Below are 21,077 nucleotides of genomic sequence, written 5' to 3' on the forward strand. Positions count from 1 at the left end.
GCAGGCACTTTTTGTCTATAGAACGCGCGGCGGCGCCGGGGCGCGCCGCGTGGCGCGGGTGGCGGGTCGCTCAGGTCACCGCGCCGCGCTGGTGGAACTGCGGCTGGTCCCAGCTCTTGGTGAGCAGGATGTCCTTGAGGATGGCCACGGCGTTCCACACATCCTCGAAGCGGATGTACAGCGGCGTGAAGCCGAAGCGCATGATGCGCGGCTCGCGGTAGTCGGGGATGACGCCGCGCGCGATCAGCGCCTGCACCACGGCAAAGCCCTGCGGGTGCTCGTAGCCGACCTGGCTGCCGCGATGCCGGGTGTCCACCGGCGTGTTCAGGCGCAAGGGAAAGCCGGCGCATTCCTGCGCCACCAGGTCCATGAACAGCGTGGTGAGCTGCAGCGACTTGGCGCGCACGGCCTGCATGTCGGTGACGGCAAAGGTGTCCAGCCCGCACTCGACCATGGCCAGCGAGGCGATGGGCTGCGTGCCGCACAGGTAGCGCTTGATGCCGGCATGCGGGTCGTAGCCCGGCTCCATGGCGAAGGGGCGCGCGTGGCCCCACCAGCCCGATAGCGGCTGGGTAAAGCCTTCCTGATGGCGCGCGTGCACCCACAGAAAGGCCGGCGAGCCGGGGCCGCCGTTGAGGTACTTGTAGGTGCAGCCCACGGCGTAGTCGGCGCCGGCGCCATTCAGGTCGACCGGCACCGCGCCGGCCGAGTGGCACAGGTCCCAGATCGTCACGGCGCCCTGGGCGTGCGCCTGCGCGGTGACCTCGGCCATGTCGTACATAAAGCCGGTCTGGTAGTTGACGTGCGTGAGCAGCAGCACCGCCACGTCGGGCGTCAGCGCGGCGGCCAGGTCCTGCGGGCCGTCGATCAGCTTCAGCTCGTAGCGCGCGCCGCCGAAGGACTGCAGCAGCTCGATCAGGCCCTGCGTCATGTACAGGTCGGTCGGAAAGTTGTTGCGCTCGGAGACGATCACGCGCCGCTGGGGTGCCACGCCCTGCTGCTGGCGCAGGGCGGCGGCCAGCACCTTGAACAGGTTGGTCGAGGTGGTGTCGGTGACGATGACCTCGTCCTCGCCCGCCCCGATCAGGCGCGCCAGCTGGTTGCCCAGCCGGCGCGACAGCTCGAACCAGCCGGCGGTGTTCCAGCTGCGGATCAGGCCCGTGCCCCATTCCTGCGTGATCACCTCCTGCGCGCGCGCCAGCGCCGCCTTGGGCATGGCGCCCAGCGAGTTGCCATCGAGGTAGATCACGCCCGCGGGCAGCGTGAACTGATCGCGCAGGGGGGCCAGGGGGTCGCGCGCGTCCATGGCGCGGCAGTCGGCAAGGGTCAGGTGGGTCATGGTCTGGGTCGAGAGGGTGGAAGAAGCCACTAAACTGGGCGTTGACATCACAATGTCGTTTCAATAAAATTATATATTATTCGTTTGTGTTGATATTAATCAACCATGACGATATACATATAGGTATTTACCCGAAGTCATGGACCCAGCCCTGCCCACGCCCGACGACGGCGAATCCAAGACCGACCAGGCCTATCAGCTGCTGCGCCGCGAGATCCTGGCCGCGCGCCTGCCGGCCGACATGGCGCTGCGCCCGACGGCGCTGAACAAGGCCTACGGCCTGGGCTGGACGCCGGTGCGCGAAGCGCTGGCCCGGCTGGAGGCCGAGCGCCTGGTGGTGTACCAGCGCAACCGCGGCTTCGCGGTGGCGCCGGTGTCGCGCGCCGAGCTGCAGGACTTGCGCCGCGCGCGCCAGGCCATCGAGCTGCCGCTGCTGCGCGAGGCCATGGAGCACGGCGACGACGCCTGGGAGGCCGCGCTGGTGGCCGCGCACCACCGCCTGCTGCGCTGCACGCTGCCGGTGGGCGACCCGTCGGAGGCCGTGCTGGCGCACTGGGAGCAGATGCACGAGGCCTTTCACAAGGCGCTGCTGCAGGCGGCGGTATCGACCTGGCTGCTGCGCTTTCAGGCCCAGATCGCCGAGCAGCTGCAGCGCTACCACCGCGTGCTGGCCATCGTCCCCACACTCAAGAGCGGCGGCCGGCCCGACCCGCAGGCCCGCGCCGCGCTGCGCCGCGCCATGGCGAGCGAGCCGCACACCGAGCTGATGCAGGCCGTGCTGGCGCGCGATGTCGAGCGCGCGCTGGCGCTGATGGCCGAGCACATCGGCGTGACCCAGGACGTGTTTGAAAGCTCCAGCCTGGGCCAGCCCGCGGCGCCGCTCGCCAAAACCGCGGCGCCAACGCGCGCGCCGGCCGCGCGGCGCAAGGCGCCGGCGGGCTGAGGCGGTTTGGCGTTAAAATCAATCACCGGGCCCAAGATTTTCTTGGCCCGGTTTTTTGTGCCCGCAACGCGCCGGGCCCAGCAGCCGGAGCCGGACCAAGCGCCCTTCCCCCGCAACCTCGAATGGAGCTTGGACACCATGGAAATCTTCGACTACGACCAGATCCTGCTGCTGCCGCGCAAGTGCCGCGTGCAAAGCCGCAGCGAGTGCGACGCCAGCATCGACTTCGGCGGCCGGCGCTTCAAGCTGCCGGTCGTGCCCTCCAACATGAAGACGGTGGTCGACGAGGCGCTCAGCCGCTGGCTGGCGCAAAACGGCTACTTCTACGTCATGCACCGCTTCGACCTGGACAACGTGGTGTTCGTGCGCGAGATGAAGCAGCACGGCCTGTACGCCAGCATCTCGCTGGGCGTGAAGGCGCCCGACTACGCCACGGTCGACCAGTTGGCCGCCGAAGGCCTGGCGCCCGAGTACATCACCATCGACATCGCCCACGGCCATGCCGACACCGTGCGCGACATGATCCGCCACATCAAGGCCAAGCTGCCGCAGTCCTTCGTGATTGCCGGCAACGTGGCCACGCCCGAGGCCGTGATCGACCTGGAGACTTGGGGCGCGGACGCCACCAAGGTCGGCGTGGGGCCGGGCAAGGTGTGCATCACCAAGCTCAAGACCGGCTTCGGCACCGGCGGCTGGCAGCTGTCGGCACTGAAGTGGTGCGCGCGCGTGGCGACCAAGCCCATCATTGCCGACGGTGGCATCCGCAGCCACGGCGACATCGCCAAGAGCATCCGCTTCGGCGCCTCGATGGTGATGATCGGCTCGCTGTTCGCCGGCCACGAGGAGTCGCCCGGCAACACCGTCGAGGAAGGCGGCGCGCTGTACAAGGAGTACTACGGCTCGGCCAGCGACTTCAACAAGGGCGAGTACCGCCACGTCGAGGGCAAGCGCATCCTGGAGCCCATCAAGGGCAAGCTGGCCGACACGCTGATCGAGATGGAGCAGGACGTGCAAAGCTCCATCAGCTACGCCGGCGGCACCAAGCTGATGGACGTGCGCAAGGTCAACTACGTCATCCTGGGCGGCGACAACGCGGGCGAGCACCTGTTCATGTGAGTGGCAGCGGCAAGCGCCAGAGACAGCGGATTCACAACAAAATCCGGCTCTGGCCCGCGTCAATCAAGCGCAGGCAGCTTCTATTTTCATAGTATTGTACGCATTCGCCCGATCAGTCGCGCAGCCGCTCGACCACGAAGCGGCGCAGCACCTGCATGACCGGCGCCTCGGTGCGGCCGACCAGTCGCACGTAGGCAAAGCGCGCGCCCGCCACCAGCGGCGGCGCCATGCGCACTTCGGCCAACTCACCGGCGGCGATGCCCGGCCGCGCGGCGGCCACGATGCCGAGAAACACCGCGTCGGTCTGCCGCACGGTGTCCAGCAGGCTGGTGACGTCCTCGCACACCAGCGCCGCCATGCGCGCCGGGTCGGCGCCGGGGCCGTAGTGGGCGACGAACAGGCGCGCCACCTCGTCCGACAGCGGCGTGGTGGCCACGGGGTAGCGCATCAGCGCCTCGAAGCTCACCGCGTCGAGCGCGGCCAGCGGATGGCCGGCGCGGCAGATGAAGCCGCCGCGCAGCTCGCCCAGCGGCTCGATCACCAGGTCGGGCGCCGGCGCGATGCGGCGCACGTCGATCACCAGCGCGTCCAGCTCGCGCTGGCGCAGCTGCTGCACCTGCAGCTCGGTCGAGCCGCGCGCGATGGTCACGCGCACCTCGGGGTAGCGCGCCGCCACGTGGCTGAGCAGCGGCGTCATCAGCAGCGCGCCGGGGCCCGAGCCCAGGCCGACCCGGATGGTGCCGGCCTCGCCCTGGCGCAGCAGCTCGGCGCTGCGCTCGATCTCGGCCGCCTCCAGCAAGATGCGATGCGCCCGCGTCAGCACCGCCTCGCCCAGCGGCGTGAGCGTGCTGCGCCGCCCGGCGCGGTCGACCAGGCGCGCGCCCAGCTCGTCTTCCAGGCCCTGCAGGCTGCGACTGAGCGCCGACTGCGTCAGGTGCAGGCGCTCGGCCGCGCGCGAAAACGAGGCCTCCTCGGCCAGCGCGGCCAGATGCTGCAGTTGCCTGAGGTTCATCCAATGAATTTATCTCATTCAAATATTGATTTCAATTCATTTGACACATCAAAAAACATGCAGGATATTTCAAGTCCCGTTTCGACTCACCTGGTTTCTGGAGACACCCGACATGCCTTTCACCCGCCGCCGCCTGATGCAATACGCCGCCGCCGCCGCGCTGGCACCCCGCGCCTTCGGCGCCGCCGCGCAGGGCTACCCGGCCAAGCCGGTGGTGCTGATGGTGCCCTACCCCGCCGGCGGCCTGTCGGACACCATCGCGCGGCGCGTCAGCCCGCCGCTGGCCGTCGCACTGAACCAAACCACCATCGTCGACAACCTGGGCGGCGCCAGCGGCAGCATCGCCGCGCAAAAGGTGCTGAACGCGCCCAGCGACGGCTATCTGGTCTATCAGGGCACGCCCAACGAACTGATCCTGGCACCGCTGGCCATTCCATCGATCCGCTACAAGTCCGAGGACTTCCGCCAAGTGCACCGCATCGCGCTGGCGCCGATGGCCATCTTCGCGCGGACCGGCCTGCCGGCCAGGAACGCCGACGAACTGGCCGCCCACGCCGCGCAGGTGGCCAAGGAAGGCAAGCCGCTGACCTACGCCAGCGTGGGCGTGGGCTCGTTCTATCACCTGCTGGGCGCCAAGCTGTCGAAGGACTTGGGCACGCCCATGACCCACGTGCCCTACAAGGGCGCGGTGGAGGCCTTCCGCGACTTGGTGGCCGGGCTGGTCGACATCTTCATCACGCCCTACGGGCTGGCGCAGACCGAGTTCGTCACACAGGGCAAGATGAAGGCCGTGGCCGTGCTGACGCCGCAGCGCCAGCGCCTGCTGCCCGACACGCCCAGCGTCGTCGAGAGCAAGGCCATGAAGCACTTCACCGCCGAGATCGGCACCGGCTATTTCGTCAAGCGCGACACGCCCGAAGCGGTGGTGCAGGTGCTGCATGGCGGCCTGCAGAAGGTGCTGACCGACACCCAGCTGCGCGCCGGCCTGTTCGCCATGGGGCAAGAGGTGTCGCCCGCTCAGACGCTGGCCGAAGCCGACCAGGCCTACCGGCAGGAAATCGCGCAGTACCGCGCCATCGCCAAGGCGATCGGCCTGCAGCAGGGCCAGTGACGCCGCGCAGCGGCGCCTTCATGCAGGATATTGCCGGCCGCGCCACGCCCCTCAGCGCGCCAGCAGCTCGCGCGCCATCGCGTTCAGCCGGTGCCCGCGCGTGGCCAATGCATCCAGGATGCTGAAGTGGTTGAGTCCCGGCAGCGCGGCCACCGTCGGCACGCGCACGCGGCCCCAGGCCTGCTGGATCAGGTGGCTTTGCCGCAGGTATTCGCCACTTTCCTGCGCGCCCACCACGCTCACCAGGCGCCCGTGCGCGGGTGCCGGCAGGCGTGCCGGGCTGGCGCGCTGCACCTGCTCGGGCGTCAGGCGCAGCACCTCCTGCAGGCTGGGCGTGTACATCAGCGGCTGCAGGTCGTACAGGCCCGACACCCCCATCGCGCTGCGCACCACGCGCGGCGGCAGGCCGGGGTCGAACACGTCCCAGGCACAGGCCAGCATCATGGCCGCCAGCTGGCCGCCGGCCGAGTGGCCGATCACCGTCAGGCGCCGCGCATCGGCGTTCAGCTCGTCCGCGTGGCGCCAGGCCCAGGCCACCGCGCGCGCCACCTGCAGCGTGATCGGCGGAATGCCGGCCTGCGGACACAAGGTGTAGTTGGGCAGCACGGCCGCGGCGCCCAGGTCGTGCAGCGCGCCGGCGATGAAGCCGTGCTGCGACTTGTCCATCGACATCCAGTAGCCGCCGTGCACGAACACCACCAGCGGCGCGCCCCGTCGTTGTGCCGCGAAGGCGTCCAGCCGCTCGCGCGGAGCCTCGCCGTAGGCCACGTCCAGCATGGCCGGCAGGCCGGCGCGCAGCTGCGTCGACTGCGCCGTCCAGCGCGCGAAATAGTCGCCATGGTCCGGCACGCGCCTGCGGTTGCTGTACATGCGCTCCAGCCACTGCGTGTCGGGCTGCGCGGGCGCGGGATAGTGGTGGGGCAAGTCGTCGATTCGGGGCATGGTCGGCCGCCATTCTGACGCAAAGCCCCGCGCGCCAAACCGGCCCGCGAAAGGAGCAGAATGCCAGTCTTTTGCCCTGTACACCCTCGGGCATGGGCAGCCCACCAAGCCGCCGCCGCGCGCCGCCCCGCGCGCGCCGGCTGCTCTCATTGCAGGAGTCGCGCATGAAGCTCGCCGTCCTCGGCACCGGCCACATGGGCTTTCCGATGGCGCGCCGCCTGGCCGCCGCCGGGCACCAAGTCCACGCCTGGAACCGCAGCCCCGACAAGGCCGCGCCGCTGGCCGCGCAGGGCGCCACGGTGCATGCCAGCCTGGCCGACGCGGTGCAGGCCGCCGATCTCGTCATCAGCCTGCTTGAAAACGGCCCCGTCGTCACCAGCGTGCTGTTCGAGCAGGGCGCGGCCGCGGCCATGCGCGCCGGCACGCTGTTCGTCGACATGGCCTCCATCAAACCGGCCGAGGCGCGCGAGCACGCGCGGCGCCTGGCCGAGCACGGCGTGCAGCACCTGGACGCCCCCGTGTCGGGCGGCACCGTGGGCGCCGAGGCCGGCACGCTGGCCATCATGGCCGGCGGCGATGCGGCCGACTTCGAGCGCGCCGCGCCGGTGTTCGCCGCACTGGGGCGCGCCACGCACGTGGGCCCGCACGGCGCCGGGCAACTCGCCAAGCTGGCCAACCAGATGATCGTGGGCATCACCATCGGCGCCGTGGCCGAGGCACTGCTGCTGTGCGAGAAGGGTGGCGCCGACCCGGCCAAGGTACGCCAGGCCATCGGCGGCGGCTTTGCCGAAAGCCGCATCCTGCAGTTGCACGGCGAACGCATGGTGGCGCGCGACTTCGCCCCGCGCGGGCGCATGACGGTGCAGCTGAAAGACATGCGCAACGCGCTGGACACCGCGCAAAGCATGGGCTTCGACGCCCCCATCACCGCCGCGCTGGAGCGCCTGTACGCCAACGGCGTGGCGCACGGCGACGGCGAGCTGGACCACTCGGGTCTGTTCGTCGAGCTGGCGCGCAGAAACGGAATGGCAGGCTGATTTGCGTTAGAATCGTGATCCCTTGTGGGGGGGTAGCTCAGCTGGGAGAGCGCCGCGTTCGCAATGCGGAGGTCGGGAGTTCGATCCTCCTCCTCTCCACCACATCACTCAACGACTTAGGCCACCGCAACCCGGTGGCCTTTTCGTTGGTCGCGGCAGGGTAACAGCAGATCCGGTGGCTCGCCCCGCACGCGATGGCGTTGAGGCAGCGGGAGCGCCGGACGCAGCGGGCAAGCTGCCCGCCACGCGCTCAGATCATGAGTTCGATGACGAAGGGCGCGGGCTTGCCGAAGCTGGCTTTCATCAGATCGGCGCACGCATCCAAGCTCGTGGCGCGCGCGGCCTCGACACCCATGCCGTTGGCCAGTTGGACCCAGCCGAGCGACGGGTTGCCCAGGTCCAGCATGCTCATGGCCGTAGCGCCGGGCGTGGCGCCCACGCTCTGGTATTCGCCGATGAGGATGTTGTACTTGCGGTTGCTGAGGATGACGGTGGTCACCGGCAGCTGCTCGCGTGCCTGCGTCCACAGCGACTGCAGCGAATACATGGCCGAGCCGTCGGCCTGCAGGTTGATCACCCGGCGCTGCTTGCGCGCGCCCAGCGCCGCGCCCGTGGCCACCGGCATGCCGTCGCCGATGGCGCCGCCGGCCAGGCGCAGCCAGTCGTGCGCGGGCGCCGCGTGCGTGAGCCGGTAGAAGCCGCGGCCGTAGGAAATGCTCTCGTCCGAGACGATGGCCTGCTCGGGCATCAGCGCCGCCAGCGTCTGCGCCAGGCCTTCGGGCGTGGGCGCGCCACGCGCCGGATCGGGACGCGGGCCGGGGTCGGGCATGGCCACCTGCGGCGCGCCCAGCGCCGTCGCCAGGCCTTCGAGCGCTTCGACCGGGTCCTGGTCGGGACGCGACAGCGTGTGAAACCGCGTTTGCGGGTGGTACTGGATCGAAGGCATGCCCGGGTAGCCGAAGAAGCCCACCGGCGGCACGGCATTCACCAGGATGATGTTTCGGAACGGGTCCAAGGCCTTGATGGCGGCGTCCATGCCATAGGGCACGCGCTCGAGCTGCATGTGGCCGCGGCCGCGCGCCAGGTGCGCGGTGACGTAGCTGGCCATCACCGCAGCGCCGGTGGCCTGGGCGATGCGCCAAGCCAGGGCCTGCCCTTCGGCCAGCACGGCGGGGCCGGCCAGCAGGATCAGCACGTCGCGGTGATTGCGCAGGATGCGCGCGGCACCGTCGATGGCGCCGCCATCGATGGCCGGCGGCGGCGGCGCCGAAATTGGAACGCCCACCACGCCGCCTTCTTGCCACGACACGTCGGCCGGCAGAATCAGCGTGGCGATCTGGCCCGGATGGGTGCTGGCCGCACGCACCGCCTGCACCGCATCGCGGCCCAAATCCGCCGTGCGGGTGCTGGTGTGCACCCAGGCCGATACGGTCTGCGCCATGCCGGTGGTGTCGCCCGTCAGCGGCGCATCGTGGGGACGGTGATGGGTCGCCTGATCGCCCACGATGTTGACGATGCCGCTGCGCGCACGGCGCGCGTTGTGCAGGTTGCCCATGCCGTTGGCCAGGCCCGGCGCGCAGTGCAGCAGCGTGCACGCGGGCTTGCGCGCCAGCCGGTAGTAGCCGTCGGCCATGCCGGTCACCACGTTCTCTTGCAGGCCCAGCACGCACTTCATGCCCGGCACCTGGTCGAGCGCGGCCACGAAATGCATTTCGCTGGTGCCAGGGTTGGCAAAGCAGGTGCCCACGCCCGCAGCCAGCAAGGTTTGCACCAGGCTCTTGGCACCGTTCATTTTTCTCTGCTCCTTCATGCAGGCATCGATGCCATGCGTGGGCGGAAAGAAGAAAGGACTTAGCCCCTTGCGAAGCTAAGTCCTTGTATGAATGGTCGGCGTGGCGGGATTCGAACTCGCGACCCCTTGCACCCCATGCAAGTGCGCTACCAGGCTGCGCTACACGCCGACAAGCCTTTGATTATATAGCGCGGAAAAGCCTCGAATGCGCGTCGCCACCCTGCAACCGCGACATAAAAAAAGAGCCTGAACAAGGTTCAGGCTCTTTTTTTCAATAAGTGGTGCGGCTGGCAGGATTCGAACCCACGACCCCTTGGTTCGTAGCCAAGTACTCTATCCAACTGAGCTACAGCCGCACAGGAAAGCACGCGAGTATACAACAAGATTTCGGCGCGGCGCGTGGGCGCCGGCACGCCACACGCTTGCGGCATCATGCCCATCCATGCCCGCCGATCTGCACGCCCTCGCCGCCTTTGCCCGCCGCCATCCGCGCCTGCTGGTGCTGACGGGCGCGGGCTGCAGCACCGACAGCGGCATCCCCGACTACCGCGACGCCCAGGGCCAGTGGAAGCGCGCGCCGCCGATGACCTACCAGGCCTTCACGGGTGACGCGCACGCGCGCCAGCGCTACTGGGCGCGCAGCCTGATCGGCTGGCGCGTGATGAGCGCCGCCCGGCCCGGCCCCGCGCACCGCGCGCTGGCGCGGCTCGAAGCGGCCGGCCACGTCGAGCTGCTGCTGACGCAAAACGTCGACGGCCTGCACGGCGCCGCCGGCAGCCGGCGCGTGATCGACCTGCATGGGCGCATCGACACCGTGGTGTGCCTGGCCTGCCAGGCGCGCCTGCCGCGCGCCGACTGGCAGGCGCTTCTGCACACGCGCAACCCCGGCTGGCAGCGCCACCAGGCCGCCACCGCCCCCGACGGCGACGCCGACCTGGACGGGCTGGACTTCTCCACCTTCGAGGTGCCCGACTGTCCCCGCTGCGGCACCGGCCTGCTCAAGCCCGACGTGGTCTTCTTCGGCGAAAGCGTGCCGCGCCCGCGCGTCGACGCCGCCTTTGCCGCGCTGCAGCGCGCCGACGCGCTGCTGGTGGCCGGCTCCTCGCTGATGGTGTATTCGGGCTACCGCTTTGCCCAGGCCGCCGCCACGGCCGGCAAGCCCATTGCCGCCATCAACCTGGGCCGCACGCGCGCCGACGAGTTGCTGGCGCTGAAGCTGGAGCAGCCGGTGGGCGCGGCGCTGCAGGCGCTGGCCGAGGCGCTGGAGCAGCGACCCAGCGTATCGATCGCGTAGATCGATCGGGCGACCATGGTCGTCCACGCATGCTCGTTCCAAGGTTTGGTCATGCCCTGGCTTGTCGTAGCTACAAAACGAATCTACAATTGAATCGCCATGGAACTCGAATGGGGTGCCGAGAAAGCCGCACGCAACCTGAGCAAGCACGGCGTCGCGTTCGAGGACGCCGCACTCGTCTTCTACGACCCTGGGCGCATCGAAGCGCATGACGGGCGGCACGACTATGGCGAAGATCGCTGGGCCACTATCGGGCGCGTGGACTCGGCCTTGCTGTACGTGGTCTACACCGTGCGACACGAAGACACCATCCGCCTGATTTCTGCAAGGAAAGCCAATGCCCACGAAAGAAAGCAATACCATCAAGCGAACGCTTGACCTCGACAAGCTGCCGCGCCTGAGCGCCACGCAAAAAGCCCGGCTGGCTGCCGTGGCCGCCATGCCCGATGCGCAGATCGACTACAGCGACGCGCCCAGCCTGCCCCAAGCCACCTGGATGAAGGCGGCCGACCGCCTGCCGCAGTCCAAGCAGCAAATCACGCTGCGGCTGGACGCCGAAGTGCTCGAATTCTTCAAGGGCACGGGCCAGCGCTATCAAACCCGCATCAACGCCGTGCTGCGCTCCTATGTCGAGGCGCACAAGGCGCACCCGAAATAGCCGTCGTCGCCCCAACTCAGGCCAGCGCAGCGCGGCCCCAGCCACCCCACTCACCCATGCGCGTGGCCCCACACCTTGACCGATGAAATGACGAGGATCGCCGCCAGCAGGGGCAGCAGCAGCGCGCTCGAGACGAGGCCCAGCAGGTGCCCGCCGATCCACGCGCCGATCAGCGAGCCGGCCGCCATCACCAGCACGAACGCCTTGTTGCGGCCCAGCACCGCAAAGCTGTCGTCGCGGCTGTAGCGCGTAAAGCCCACCACCATGGTCGGCAGGCTCACCGCCAGCGACAGGCTGCCGGCCAGCTTGATGTCGGCGCCAAAGAGCAGGATCAGCGTCGGGATCAGCAGCTCGCCGCCGGCCACGCCCATCAGCGACGCCACCACGCCGATGCCGAAGCCGGCCGCCACGCCGGCCACCATCTGGGCCGCGCCCGTCACCACCGCGCCGCCCGCGACCTGCCCATGCCCCGCCAGCAGCACCCCCGCGATCAGCACCAGCAGCACGACCAGCACGCGGTAGAGCGTCTGGCTTTTCATGCGCGTCGCCCAGCCCGCGCCCAGCCAGGCGCCCAGCAGGCTGCCGGCCAGCAGGTTGACGATGATGGGCCAGTGCGCCGCGATTTCCGCCAGCGGCACGGCCTTGGTGCGAAACAGCAACGCCGACGCCACCACCACCAGGCTCATCGCCTTGTTGAGGATGACCGCCGACAGCGCCGCAAACCCGAACAGGCCGATCAGCAGCGGCAGCCTGAACTCCGCCCCGCCCAGGCCGATCAGGCCGCCCAGCGCGCCGATCGCCATGCCGCCCGCCAGGGCCAGCGCAAGGCGCGTGCGGGGCGCGCTGGCGGTCCTTGAACGGCTGTTCAGGTTCATTGAATATCCCTCTGGCCTTGTTTCACTGGTGCTTGGGCCTCAACCGCCCCACTGCGCCGGATTCAGGGGCGCATCCGGTTGGTAATCGTCACCCGCCGACGACGGCCGCGCATCGGGTGCCAGCGCGAACACGCACTCGAGGTACGGCCGCGCATCGTCCCACGGCACGCCAGCACGCCACAGCGCGGCCAGCGTGCCCACCACATCGATCACATGCGGGCGCGGGCCGGCCAAGTGCGCCGCCAATGCATCCGGTTGATCGGCGCGACCATGCTTGCGCGCGTCTTGGTGCGGGTACGAGTGGAACTCAACGACAGGACCCGGCGCCGGCCAGTCGGCGCGTCCGGCACAGGTGGCGCCAGGCACGGGCGCCGCGCGATTCACATGGCCGGCGGCAAATGAATCCTCCACCACGTGCATCAGGCTACCCAGGGCGATGCGCTGCAGCCGATCGGCGCGGCGTGCGGTCGGGTCGCCCAGGGCAAACAAGTCCTGGATGCGCCAGCCCCGGTTGAACTTGAAGCGCTGTGCAAAACCTTCGATAGGCAGGCTGGCGACCACTCGCTCCAAGCCGAAGCCTGGCTCGCCCGTCGCCGTGCGCCAAGTGAACTCCGCCCACGCCAACACGTTGCGGCGGGTTTGCTCAGGTGCCTCGCCGTCGGCAATCGCCATGGCGTGCAAAAACTGCAGGTCGCCAAAGTGAGAACGCACCAGCAGGTTGCCGTTGGCCCCGGTCAGACGCACGCCGCGGGCCGCCGCGCTCTCGCCGTGGCGAAACACCCGTGCCCAGCACACCGGCTGCGTGACCATGCGCACCGTCTGGCCTGCGATGCAGCCCACATACTCGCCGCGCCCCGGCAGAAACATGAACGCCGGGTCGTCATTCCAACGCACGCCCGCCACCTGATAGCGAATGTCGTACTCACAGCCCGGCACGTCCAGTCCATCGTCCATGCATTGGAGCGCCCGTCGGGTGATGTTCTCGTGCACCGCGTGCCCCACCACCGCCACACCCTGAAACGCGCTGCTATTAATGGCCCGCTGCAAGCGGCTGGCCGAATACGCCGCCAGCCCGCGCTCGGCTGCCGTCGCCTCCGGGGTCAGTTTCCACGCCAGGGCCGGCGTTGCGCCCCCCGCCGCCAAACACGCGCCGAACACCGCAGCCCGCAATGCACGATGACCATTCACGAGACAGCCTCCTTGCCCCCTCCCGCCTGCGCCGCCCGCTCGCGGTTGAGCTGAAGCAGCCGGCGCAGGATTTCGTCGTCGGGCGTGGCGGGGGTGTAGTCGGCCCAGCCGTAGGCGGCCGCCACGGCCGCGTCCAGCGCGGCGTGGGCCTGGGCCAGCCAGGCGGGGCGCTGGTTGTACAGGTTGGTGAGGGTGCGCGCCTTCAGCGCCTTGGCGTCGGGCTCGGAGAGGCCGGGGCGCGGCTCGATGCGGTCGGGGTAGGGCGAGTGCTGCAGGCCCAGCGGCACCACCTCGGGCACGGCCTGCGTCCATTCGGGCGGGTTGAGCCAGTTGCGGCGCAGCGTGTCGAGCCGCTGCGCGGCCTGGGCGATGGCGCTGGCGGCGTCGCGGATAGCTATGTTGTTGATAGCTGCTTGCGCTTGATGGGAGCCGACTGTAGTCTGATTTGGCTTGAAATCAGCGCCGGGCAGGCCGGCCGGGATCAGCGCGCCGCCTGCGATGGCCTCGGTGCGTTGGTGGGCGGTGTCGAGGGGCGTGAGGCCGGCGGGGAAGGGAAAGGTCTCGAAGCAGGTGGTGGGGGTGTAGCGCGGGTCATTGCCGACGCCCAGCCAAGTGCACATGCGCAGCGACCAGAGTTCGTGGAAGCGGCTGTGCAGGATGCCGAAGGTGGTGTCGTCGGCGCGGGCGATCGCAACCGTTGCCGTGTCGGGAATGGACGGCATTTGCTGCCACACGAACAACCGGTGCTTCGCGACGCGCGGTGTATTGATGTACCTGGGTATCGCCTTCAGCGCCGCGCGCAATTGCTCCCCGTTGCGTCCGAAGCGCCACCAAAACGTGCGACGAATGCGATCATTGTTTTGAGCGCGAACCGGTTTCACGTGCAGCACGATGTGCTGAAACGGCGCTTCGTAGAGAGCCGCATCCTGCTCGGACATGGACTCGCCGGTGTCGATGACCCAGCCATCGCGATTTCGGCGGGTGATGTCGATGCCGTTGATGAGCGGGAACAGCACGTCTGCATTGCTTTGCCCGTGCGGATTGGGTAGCGCAAGCCAGCTTCGCGCCTGTTGTCCACTGATATCGAGCGCTCCATCCTTGCGCAAACCCTCGAATGCACTGGCTCCGCTGCCATGCTGAGGTTTCGCACTTGAAAGGTCGATCTCCGAGCCTTCATCCAGTACACCAGTCAAGTCAGACTGGATGGCATGAAGCTCGACACCATTGAGGCGAGCGCCATTGCTCGCGCCAAAGCACACCAAGGAAACGCGCACCGCCGCGCCTTCATTCACCCACGGCTCGTCACTCCAAGCATCAAAAATTCGGCTGCTTTCGACGATGGCATCAAGTACCCTTCGGTTGGCACCGCCACGAATCGAGTTGGTACTGACCAGACCCGCGCGCGACAGATTGCCCGAGACGATGTGGTCGAGTGACTTGGCAAACCAATAGCAGACCAGGTCACCGGCACCCGGGACACGCTTACCGTACACGTCGTTGAGCACATCGAAATAGGCTGCACCCAATTCCCGGCGTTTTTTGCTACCGCCCAAAAACGGCGGATTGCCCACCACCACGTCGGCGCGCGGCCAGGGGGCTTCGGTGGCGGTTTGGGCTCCCTCCCCCGCTGGGGGAGGGTTGGGGTGGGGGCTGGCGGCGGTGGAATGGGGCGCTGCGGGTGTCGATGCGCCGCGGCCCCCATCCCTGCCTTCCCCCAGCGGGGGAAGGGCCAGGCCAGCAGCGCATCGCGGCACTCGATCTGCTCCAGCGGCTCGAGCACGGGGTTGGTCTTGGGCGCATAGCCGTGCGCCATGCGCCACTGGATTTCGCCGATCCACACGCTGACGCGCGCCAGCTCGGCGGCGTATTCGTTCAGCTCGATGCCCAGCAGGTTGTGCGGGCCGGTGACCAGGTCTTGCTCGCGGTCGAGCCCCAGGGCGGCGGCCTGGGTGATGCTGATGAGTTCGACGTCTTTCAGCGCCTTGAGGCCCATGAACAAAAAGTTGCCGCTGCCGCAGGCCGGATCGAGGATGCGGAAGGCGCGCAGGCGCTCCAGCCAGTCGACCAAGCGCGCGTGCGCCTTGCGGTAGGCGGCGTCGCCGTTTTTGGTGATTTTGGCCGCCAGAGCGCGCAGATCAAGCGCAATCAGCTCCCATTGTTGTAGCAACGGGCGGGTGATGACGGGGCCGGTGATGCGGGCGATGGTGGCCGGGTCGGTGTAGTGCGCGCCCAGCTGGCTGCGCTTGGCGGGGTCCAGGCCGCGCTCGAACAGGGTGCCGAAGATGCCGACGTCGATGGCCGACCAGTTGAGCGCGGCGGCGTTGCGCAGCTCGGTGATGTCGATGATCTCCAGCCGGGGCACGGCGATGTGGGCAAACAGCCCGCCGTTGAACCAGGGGATGTCGTCGGGGCCGTACAGGCCGCCGGTCTGCATGGTGGTGAACAGGCTGGCCAGGCCGGCGGTGAGCTTGTCGCTGGTGAGCTGGCGGTTGCCCACCAGGCGCTCGAACATGCGCCCGGGCAGCAGGCCGACGTCCTCGGCAAAAAAGCAGAACAGGCACTGGGTGAGAAAGTGCGCCACGGCCTCGCCGGCGTGGCCGCGCGCGCGCAGCTGGGCGGCCAGGGTGGCAAAGCTCTTGGCGGCGGCTTCGGTGATGTCGCGGCTGGTGGTGCGCGGGCGAAAGCTCTCGGGCGCCAGCCACAGGCGGCGCAGCAGGGCCTGCCGCTCGGGCTGGTCGAGCTGCTCGATGCGCACGGTGTGCGTCTCGCTGGGGTGGCCGTTGAACTGGGTGTGGATGCGGATGGTGAGGCGGTCGCACACCACCAGCAGCGGCGGGTTGCTGAGCGCCAGGCTGTACTGCTGCAGCTGGCGCAGCGCGGCGTCGAGGTTTTTGCCGGGGGCCTTGTTCTCCCACGCGAAGTGGTCGCGGTAGAACACGTCGGCGTAGCCGCGCGCCTCGCCCAGCACCAGCGAGCGGCGCTCGAACACGTATTCGTCGGCCAGGCCCGCGCTGCCGGGCTTGGGCACGCCCAGCAGCTCGCACAGGTCGAGGAAATGGCTTTGCGCGCCCTGCTCTTCATTGAGCTGCGCGGCGGAGCCGCCGGGGCCCCATTTGGCGATGAAGTCGGCGGCGGAAATCACGGGTGGGTGTAGGCGGAAGGCGTGGTCACGGTGCGCGCCATTTTGGTCGATTCGACGGCGGCACCCAGCTTATATGCCGGCGCGAAGCGGGCCGCGAACGCAAGGCGAAGTCCGACGCCGGGCCAACCCTCGTTATTTGTTGCTCGACTGAGCTACAATTGTGACTTTCAACGCAGCACAGGAAATTGTCATGGCCGCCACTGCATTCGTCCGCGCGCGCATTGACGAGGCGCTCAAAAACGAGGCCGCCGCCGTGCTGGCCGGCATGGGGCTGACGGTGTCCGACGTGGTGCGCATCGCGCTGACCAAGATCGCCCACGAAAAGACCCTGCCCTTTGACATGCGCGTGCCCAACGCGCTGACCGCCGAGACACTGGCCAAGAGCGAACGCGGCGACGACGTGCACCACGCCAAGGACGCCGAGGACTTGTACAAGCAGCTCGGCATTTGAGGCGGCGTCATGCGCCAACCCGCCTATTCCGGCCAGTTCAAGCGCGACGTGAAGCTGGCGCAAAAGCGCGGCAAGGACATGGACAAACTGAAGGCGGTGCTGGGCCTGCTGATCGCCGGCCAAGCCCTGCCAGCGGCCTGCCTGGACCATCCGTTGAAGGGCCCTTGGCACGGCTTTCGCGACGCCCACATCGAACCCGACTGGTTGCTGATCTACAAAGTCGACGACGATGTGGTTCGCTTCGAGCGCACGGGACGTCACGCCGATCTGTTTGACGAATGAGGCCGCTGGCGTGCGCGCCGCTCTCGACACGCCGGCACCCCGGCGCCTCTTCACCGCCCTCTTCCCGGATGCCGCCGCGCGCGCCGCCATCGACGCCGCGCGCCAGGCCTGGGGCGGCCTGCCGCGGCGCCTGCGCCCGGCGCCCGAGCGCATGCACGTGACGCTGCAGTTCTTCGACGCGGTGGACGCCGAGCGCGAGCGGGCCTGGCGCGCGGCGCTGGCGGGGCTGCGCTTCGACGCCTTCGACATCACGCTCGCGCGCCCCGAGCTGTGGCATGCGCCGCGCGGCACCATCGCCGTGCTGCGCGCCGCGCCCTGCCCCGCGCTGGATGCGCTGCACGCGGCCACCGACGCACTGGCCCGCGCGGCCGGCCTGGCGCCCGATGCGCGCCCCTACGAGCCGCACCTGACGGCATTGCGCCAGGCCGATCGCGTGCAGGGGGCGCGGCTGGCGGCGCCGATCACGTGGCGCGTGGGCGCGGTCAGCCTGGTCTGGTCGGAGCTGCAGGCGCAGCCGCCGCGCTATCGCGTGCTGGGCTCTTGCCCGGCGCGATGACGGCGGCCTCGGTGCCGCGAAAAAAGACCACGAACAGCAGCAGGTAGCCCGCCTGCAGCGCCGCGCCCAGGAAGAAGGGCAGCGCCAGGTGGCCGGCATGAAACAGCGCGCCGCCCAGCAGCGGGCCGATGGCGCGCGGCAGCTGCAGCGACAGGTTTTGCACGGTGCTGGCCAGGCCCCGGCGCTCGGCGCGCGTCAGGCCCGCGGCCAGCGCCTGGCGCACGCCGGCGGTGCCGCGGTTGCTGGCGCCGCGCAGCACGTACAGCGCCATCGCGCCCCAGAACCACGGCACCAGCGGCATGGCGACGAGCATCAGCAGGCCGGCGGCGCGCATCCAGACCACGGTACGCAGGATGCCGTGGCGGTCGGCCACGCGGCCGGCCAGCCAGGCGCTGGCGGCGGCCACCGCAAAGCCCAGCGCCAGGCCGAGGCCGATGTGGTCGAGCCCCGACCGAAAGCGGATGGCGAACCAGTAGGCGATCAGCGGCCCGGTCAGGCCGATGCCCAGGCCGTTGAGCGCGTTGGCCAGCATCAGGCGCGCCAGCAGGCGGTTTTCATCGCGGCGCAGGCGGTGCTCGGCGGCGGGGTGCGCGGCGGGCGGCGCGGCGGCCAGCACGGGCTCGCGCGTGCGCAGCAGCAACGCGACGCTGACCAGCGCGCCGGCCAGCGGCAGCACGAACAGCCAGCGGTAGTCGGCCGCGCGCATGTCGGTGCCCAGCCAGGCGGCGGGCAGCGCCGCCAGCAGCGCGCCCAGGCCCATGCCGGCAAAACCGATGGCGCTGTTGGCGCTGAACACGCGGGCGCGCTGCGACACCGGCAGCTCGATGGCCAGCCAGGCCTGCTCGACGGGTGCAAAAGCCCCGGCCGAGCCATTGGCGCCGCGGCCATACGCGCCCAGCACGGCAGCGGCCACCAGCAGCCAGGGCGTGGCGGTGAACAAGGCCACCAAGGCGGCCAGCGCCTGCAGCAGGTCGTAGTCGATCAGAAAGGCGCGCCGCCCGCCGCGGTCGCTCAGCGGCCCGACCAGCAGCGTCAGCGCGGCGCCCAGCAGCAGCGCGGCCGTCAGCACGGCGCCGATGTCGGTGGCGCCCCAGCCCAGCGCGTGCAGGTACAGCGCAAACGCCGCCACCATGGCGCCCTGCCCCACGCTGCGCGCCGCGCGCATGCCCATCAGCAGGCGCACGTTGCGGGGCCAGGCGGACCAGGGCATGGGCATGGTCGAGTGAATGGGGGTTGCGGCGTGCTCATCTTCACACATCGCTGCCGGCCAGGTGCGCGGCGCCGGACCTGGCCGGTGTATCGTGAAGCATCCTCATCCATCACGGAGACAGTCCATGGCATCCACGGTCTTCATCACCGGCTGCTCGTCGGGCATCGGCGCGGCGGCGGTGCGGCACTTTGCGGCGCAGGGCTGGAACGTGGCGGCCACGCTGCGCCAGCCGGGCACGGCGCGCTTCGAGCAAGGCGCGGGCTGCGTGCAGGCGTTTGCGCTGGACGTGACCGACCCCGACTCGGTCGACGCCGCGGTGCGGCAGGCGCTGGCGCGCTTCGGTGCCATCGACGTGGCGATCAACAACGCGGGCTACGGCCTGTTCGGCCCGTTCGAGACGGCCACGCCCGAGGTGGTCGACCGGCAGATGCGCACCAACGTGGGCGGGGTGTTCGCCGTCACGCGCGCGGTGCTGCCGGGCATGCGCGAGCGCGGCCGCGGCGTGATCATCAACGTGGCTTCGCTGACCGGGCTGGTGGCGATGCCGCTGTATTCGCTGTACGCGGCGTCGAAGTTCGCGGTGGTGGGCTTTTCGCAGTCGCTCAGCCACGAACTGGCGCCGCTGGGCATCCGCGTCAAGGTGTTCACGCCGGGGGCGGTGGCCACGGACTTTTCGGGCCGCTCGCTGGCGCGCACCTTCGAGGGCGACGGCGGGCCGTATGCCGACTCGATCCGCAAGGCGCAGGCCGCCTTTGCCGCCAACCGCGGCGCGGGCAACGCGATGGCGCCCGAGCAGCTGGCGCAGGCGCTGTACGGCGCCGCCACCGACGGCAGCGCGCAGGTGCTGTACGTGACGGGCGAGGACGCGCAGGCGGTGCTGAAGGCGCGCCACGATTTGGGCGAGGAGGCGTTGCTGGCGGGGATGCGGCAGCGCTTTGGGTTGGGTGGCTGAAAGGCAGGACGCCGAGGACGCGAAAAAAGCGCAAAGGACGCAAAAGAATCCCGCCATGACAGGTTCAGTTTGGTGACGTGCGCCTCGTCCTGTCCCACACAGAAACTGCTTCTTCTGCGTCCTCTGCGAATCCTTTGCGTCCTCTGCGTTCGGCTGTCCGGCTGTTTGAACCTTCATGCCGCGCGCGTGATCACCACCTCCAGATAGGCGCCCGGCACCACCAGTGAGTCGGCACCGGCGCGGTTGAAGCGCGCCAGCAGCTCCAGCATTTCGCCTTCGAGCCCCTTTTGCTCGTCGGGCGCCAGCGCGGCGAAGGCGCGGTGCACCGGGCCGTAGAAGGCGCGGAACACGTCCACCCAGTGCTGGGCCGATTCGTAGCGGAACATGAACTCGCGCGGTGTGGCCTGGATGCGCTGGCCGGGGAACAGCTCGCGCAGGCCGGCTTCGGTGCCCCAGCGCAGGGGCGAGTTCAGGCCGGCGGGCGGCGCCGGCAGGTGGCGGCCCACGGCCTTGAGCACCTGGCCGATGAAGCCATCGGGCGTCCAGCAGGCCAGGCCGATGCGCCCGCCGGGGCGCACCACGCGCAGCAGCTCGGCGGCGGCCTGCGCCTGGTTGGGGGTGAACATCACGCCGACGGTGGACAGCGCGACGTCGAAATGCGCGTCGGCAAAGGGCAGCGCCTCGGCGTCGGCGTGGCGAAAGGCGACCTGCAGGCGCTCGGCGGCGGCGCGCTCGCGCCCGCGCTCGAGCAGCGCGTCGACGTAGTCGGTGGAGGTGACGTGGGCAAAGCGGCGCGCCGCCGCCAGCGTGGCGTTGCCGTTGCCGGCGGCCACGTCCAGCACCTGGCTGCCAGCGCGCACATCGGCCGCCTCGCACAGGTTCTCGCCCATGATCTGCAAGGTGGTGCCCAGGATGGCGTAGTCGCCCGAGGACCAGACGGCGTGCTGGCGCTGCTTGAGCGCGGCGTAGTCGAGGGCGGGCGATTCGAGGGTGGCGGTGGACATGAGACTCTCCAACAAGAAGCGGCGTGAACCGGGACGCTCATGCTGCGCGGTGGACCTGGTCGCCTTCAAGTTCTGCAAGTGAACCGCGGTGGTTCAGCATCTGAACTGGCGCGCGAGGCCCAGGCGGCGTAGATTGACTGCTTGAGTGCCCGTGCCGGCACCGGAGAACGTCC

Annotated in this window: 20 protein-coding genes, 3 tRNA genes and 2 pseudogenes; 12 read left to right on the plus strand and 13 right to left on the minus strand. The window is 69.4% G+C overall.

Annotation, left to right across the window (positions count from 1 at the left end; translation table 11 throughout):
* Nucleotides 1-70: 70 nt before the first annotated feature.
* Nucleotides 71-1,339 carry a kynureninase gene (gene kynU, locus ACWHMB_RS12210; RefSeq protein ID WP_377478534.1) on the minus strand — a complete coding sequence of 423 codons (1,269 nt, stop codon included), beginning with the start codon at nucleotides 1,337-1,339 and terminating at the stop codon, nucleotides 71-73.
* A 139-nt stretch (nucleotides 1,340-1,478) separates the two neighbouring features.
* On the opposite strand from kynU, the gene ACWHMB_RS12215 reads away from it, so the two are divergent.
* Together ACWHMB_RS12215 and ACWHMB_RS12220 are read left to right on the plus strand one after the other, a co-directional pair.
* Complete coding sequence (locus ACWHMB_RS12215; protein WP_377478536.1) at nucleotides 1,479-2,282, plus strand: GntR family transcriptional regulator; 804 nt, start codon at nucleotides 1,479-1,481, stop codon at nucleotides 2,280-2,282.
* 138 nt (nucleotides 2,283-2,420) lie between these two features.
* Nucleotides 2,421-3,398, plus strand: coding sequence for a GMP reductase (locus tag ACWHMB_RS12220; RefSeq protein WP_377478538.1), 978 nt, complete (start codon nucleotides 2,421-2,423; stop codon nucleotides 3,396-3,398).
* 112 nt (nucleotides 3,399-3,510) lie between these two features.
* Here ACWHMB_RS12220 and ACWHMB_RS12225 read toward each other — a convergent pair whose 3' ends face one another.
* On the minus strand, nucleotides 3,511-4,410 hold the full coding sequence (locus ACWHMB_RS12225; protein ID WP_377478540.1) for a LysR family transcriptional regulator: 900 nt from the start codon (nucleotides 4,408-4,410) through the stop codon (nucleotides 3,511-3,513).
* Between the two features lie 112 nt (nucleotides 4,411-4,522).
* On the opposite strand from ACWHMB_RS12225, the gene ACWHMB_RS12230 reads away from it, so the two are divergent.
* The gene (locus ACWHMB_RS12230; RefSeq protein ID WP_377478542.1) at nucleotides 4,523-5,521 is read left to right on the plus strand and encodes a Bug family tripartite tricarboxylate transporter substrate binding protein; all 999 of its coding nucleotides are present in this window, start codon (nucleotides 4,523-4,525) and stop codon (nucleotides 5,519-5,521) included.
* A 51-nt stretch (nucleotides 5,522-5,572) separates the two neighbouring features.
* Here the strand turns inward: ACWHMB_RS12230 and ACWHMB_RS12235 are convergent, their stop codons facing one another.
* Entirely contained in the window at nucleotides 5,573-6,463 is an 891-nt protein-coding gene (locus ACWHMB_RS12235) for an alpha/beta hydrolase (RefSeq protein ID WP_377478544.1), read from the minus strand.
* A 92-nt stretch (nucleotides 6,464-6,555) separates the two neighbouring features.
* On the opposite strand from ACWHMB_RS12235, the gene ACWHMB_RS12240 reads away from it, so the two are divergent.
* Together ACWHMB_RS12240 and ACWHMB_RS12245 are read left to right on the plus strand one after the other, a co-directional pair.
* Nucleotides 6,556-7,500 (plus strand): NAD(P)-dependent oxidoreductase, encoded by a 945-nt coding sequence (locus ACWHMB_RS12240; RefSeq protein WP_447648545.1) that lies wholly within the window; start codon nucleotides 6,556-6,558, stop codon nucleotides 7,498-7,500.
* A gap of 26 nt (nucleotides 7,501-7,526) precedes the next feature.
* Nucleotides 7,527-7,602 (plus strand) — tRNA-Ala (locus tag ACWHMB_RS12245).
* 148 nt (nucleotides 7,603-7,750) lie between these two features.
* Here the strand turns inward: ACWHMB_RS12245 and ACWHMB_RS12250 are convergent.
* From ACWHMB_RS12250 to ACWHMB_RS12260, 3 genes are all read right to left on the minus strand, one after another.
* The gene (locus ACWHMB_RS12250; RefSeq protein ID WP_447648546.1) at nucleotides 7,751-9,292 is read right to left on the minus strand and encodes an acetolactate synthase large subunit; all 1,542 of its coding nucleotides are present in this window, start codon (nucleotides 9,290-9,292) and stop codon (nucleotides 7,751-7,753) included.
* 92 nt (nucleotides 9,293-9,384) lie between these two features.
* Nucleotides 9,385-9,461, minus strand: a tRNA-Pro gene (locus ACWHMB_RS12255).
* Between the two features lie 110 nt (nucleotides 9,462-9,571).
* Nucleotides 9,572-9,648: transfer RNA gene (locus tag ACWHMB_RS12260), tRNA-Arg, on the minus strand.
* An 86-nt stretch (nucleotides 9,649-9,734) separates the two neighbouring features.
* On the opposite strand from ACWHMB_RS12260, the gene ACWHMB_RS12265 reads away from it, so the two are divergent.
* The 3 genes from ACWHMB_RS12265 (at nucleotide 9,735) to ACWHMB_RS12275 (ending at nucleotide 11,244) form a co-directional block, all read left to right on the plus strand.
* On the plus strand, nucleotides 9,735-10,586 hold the full coding sequence (locus ACWHMB_RS12265) for an NAD-dependent protein deacetylase (protein ID WP_447648547.1): 852 nt from the start codon (nucleotides 9,735-9,737) through the stop codon (nucleotides 10,584-10,586).
* Between the two features lie 99 nt (nucleotides 10,587-10,685).
* Nucleotides 10,686-10,964: a BrnT family toxin gene (locus ACWHMB_RS12270; RefSeq protein WP_377478552.1), complete on the plus strand. Its 279-nt coding sequence runs from the start codon at nucleotides 10,686-10,688 to the stop codon at nucleotides 10,962-10,964.
* Nucleotides 10,924-11,244, plus strand: coding sequence for a BrnA antitoxin family protein (locus ACWHMB_RS12275; protein ID WP_377478554.1), 321 nt, complete (start codon nucleotides 10,924-10,926; stop codon nucleotides 11,242-11,244). The genes ACWHMB_RS12270 and ACWHMB_RS12275 overlap by 41 nt, the downstream gene beginning before the upstream one ends.
* Nucleotides 11,245-11,294: 50 nt before the next feature.
* Here ACWHMB_RS12275 and ACWHMB_RS12280 read toward each other — a convergent pair whose 3' ends face one another.
* The 5 genes and pseudogenes from ACWHMB_RS12280 to ACWHMB_RS12300 all read right to left on the minus strand — a co-directional run.
* Entirely contained in the window at nucleotides 11,295-12,119 is an 825-nt protein-coding gene (locus ACWHMB_RS12280; RefSeq protein ID WP_377478556.1) for a TSUP family transporter, read from the minus strand.
* A 39-nt stretch (nucleotides 12,120-12,158) separates the two neighbouring features.
* A complete protein-coding gene (locus tag ACWHMB_RS12285; protein WP_377478558.1) occupies nucleotides 12,159-13,307 on the minus strand; it encodes a hypothetical protein in 1,149 nt (382 codons plus the stop codon).
* Nucleotides 13,304-14,599 (minus strand): type IIL restriction-modification enzyme MmeI, encoded by a 1,296-nt coding sequence (locus tag ACWHMB_RS12290; protein WP_447648692.1) that lies wholly within the window; start codon nucleotides 14,597-14,599, stop codon nucleotides 13,304-13,306. The genes ACWHMB_RS12285 and ACWHMB_RS12290 overlap by 4 nt, the downstream gene beginning before the upstream one ends.
* 15 nt (nucleotides 14,600-14,614) lie before the next feature.
* Nucleotides 14,615-15,145, minus strand: a pseudogene (locus ACWHMB_RS12295) (DNA methyltransferase); the annotation flags it as partial.
* Nucleotides 15,067-16,449, minus strand: a pseudogene (locus ACWHMB_RS12300) (DNA methyltransferase); the annotation flags it as partial. The pseudogenes ACWHMB_RS12295 and ACWHMB_RS12300, both read right to left, overlap by 79 nt.
* A 190-nt stretch (nucleotides 16,450-16,639) precedes the next feature.
* Here ACWHMB_RS12300 and ACWHMB_RS12305 point away from each other — a divergent pair.
* Genes ACWHMB_RS12305 through thpR form a run of 3 tightly spaced genes read left to right on the plus strand, consistent with a single transcriptional unit; the run spans nucleotide 16,640 to nucleotide 17,738 of the window.
* Complete coding sequence (locus ACWHMB_RS12305; RefSeq protein WP_377478562.1) at nucleotides 16,640-16,900, plus strand: type II toxin-antitoxin system RelB/DinJ family antitoxin; 261 nt, start codon at nucleotides 16,640-16,642, stop codon at nucleotides 16,898-16,900.
* Between the two features lie 9 nt (nucleotides 16,901-16,909).
* Nucleotides 16,910-17,182 carry a type II toxin-antitoxin system YafQ family toxin gene (locus ACWHMB_RS12310; protein WP_377478564.1) on the plus strand — a complete coding sequence of 91 codons (273 nt, stop codon included), beginning with the start codon at nucleotides 16,910-16,912 and terminating at the stop codon, nucleotides 17,180-17,182.
* A 10-nt stretch (nucleotides 17,183-17,192) separates the two neighbouring features.
* The gene (gene thpR / locus ACWHMB_RS12315) at nucleotides 17,193-17,738 is read left to right on the plus strand and encodes an RNA 2',3'-cyclic phosphodiesterase (RefSeq protein ID WP_377478566.1); all 546 of its coding nucleotides are present in this window, start codon (nucleotides 17,193-17,195) and stop codon (nucleotides 17,736-17,738) included.
* On the opposite strand, the gene ACWHMB_RS12320 is transcribed toward thpR, so the two are convergent.
* On the minus strand, nucleotides 17,665-18,948 hold the full coding sequence (locus ACWHMB_RS12320; protein WP_377478568.1) for an MFS transporter: 1,284 nt from the start codon (nucleotides 18,946-18,948) through the stop codon (nucleotides 17,665-17,667). The genes thpR and ACWHMB_RS12320 overlap by 74 nt on opposite strands.
* A gap of 124 nt (nucleotides 18,949-19,072) precedes the next feature.
* On the opposite strand from ACWHMB_RS12320, the gene ACWHMB_RS12325 reads away from it, so the two are divergent.
* Entirely contained in the window at nucleotides 19,073-19,900 is an 828-nt protein-coding gene (locus tag ACWHMB_RS12325; protein WP_377478570.1) for an SDR family oxidoreductase, read from the plus strand.
* A 173-nt stretch (nucleotides 19,901-20,073) separates the two neighbouring features.
* Here ACWHMB_RS12325 and ACWHMB_RS12330 read toward each other — a convergent pair whose 3' ends face one another.
* Entirely contained in the window at nucleotides 20,074-20,904 is an 831-nt protein-coding gene (locus ACWHMB_RS12330) for a class I SAM-dependent methyltransferase (RefSeq protein WP_377478572.1), read from the minus strand.
* Nucleotides 20,905-21,077: the final 173 nt, after the last annotated feature.

Source organism: Ottowia pentelensis (genome assembly GCF_964341695.1).

Coding starts and splice junctions, on each gene's coding strand:
- kynU (WP_377478534.1), bottom strand. CDS start 1,339: ATGACCCACCTGACCCTTGCCGACTGCCGCGCCATGGACGCGCGCGAC.
- ACWHMB_RS12215 (WP_377478536.1), top strand. CDS start 1,479: ATGGACCCAGCCCTGCCCACGCCCGACGACGGCGAATCCAAGACCGAC.
- ACWHMB_RS12220 (WP_377478538.1), top strand. CDS start 2,421: ATGGAAATCTTCGACTACGACCAGATCCTGCTGCTGCCGCGCAAGTGC.
- ACWHMB_RS12225 (WP_377478540.1), bottom strand. CDS start 4,410: ATGAACCTCAGGCAACTGCAGCATCTGGCCGCGCTGGCCGAGGAGGCC.
- ACWHMB_RS12230 (WP_377478542.1), top strand. CDS start 4,523: ATGCCTTTCACCCGCCGCCGCCTGATGCAATACGCCGCCGCCGCCGCG.
- ACWHMB_RS12235 (WP_377478544.1), bottom strand. CDS start 6,463: ATGCCCCGAATCGACGACTTGCCCCACCACTATCCCGCGCCCGCGCAG.
- ACWHMB_RS12240 (WP_447648545.1), top strand. CDS start 6,556: ATGGGCAGCCCACCAAGCCGCCGCCGCGCGCCGCCCCGCGCGCGCCGG.
- ACWHMB_RS12250 (WP_447648546.1), bottom strand. CDS start 9,292: ATGAACGGTGCCAAGAGCCTGGTGCAAACCTTGCTGGCTGCGGGCGTG.
- ACWHMB_RS12265 (WP_447648547.1), top strand. CDS start 9,735: ATGCCCGCCGATCTGCACGCCCTCGCCGCCTTTGCCCGCCGCCATCCG.
- ACWHMB_RS12270 (WP_377478552.1), top strand. CDS start 10,686: ATGGAACTCGAATGGGGTGCCGAGAAAGCCGCACGCAACCTGAGCAAG.
- ACWHMB_RS12275 (WP_377478554.1), top strand. CDS start 10,924: ATGCCCACGAAAGAAAGCAATACCATCAAGCGAACGCTTGACCTCGAC.
- ACWHMB_RS12280 (WP_377478556.1), bottom strand. CDS start 12,119: ATGAACCTGAACAGCCGTTCAAGGACCGCCAGCGCGCCCCGCACGCGC.
- ACWHMB_RS12305 (WP_377478562.1), top strand. CDS start 16,640: ATGGCCGCCACTGCATTCGTCCGCGCGCGCATTGACGAGGCGCTCAAA.
- ACWHMB_RS12310 (WP_377478564.1), top strand. CDS start 16,910: ATGCGCCAACCCGCCTATTCCGGCCAGTTCAAGCGCGACGTGAAGCTG.
- ACWHMB_RS12320 (WP_377478568.1), bottom strand. CDS start 18,948: ATGCCCTGGTCCGCCTGGCCCCGCAACGTGCGCCTGCTGATGGGCATG.
- ACWHMB_RS12325 (WP_377478570.1), top strand. CDS start 19,073: ATGGCATCCACGGTCTTCATCACCGGCTGCTCGTCGGGCATCGGCGCG.
- ACWHMB_RS12330 (WP_377478572.1), bottom strand. CDS start 20,904: ATGTCCACCGCCACCCTCGAATCGCCCGCCCTCGACTACGCCGCGCTC.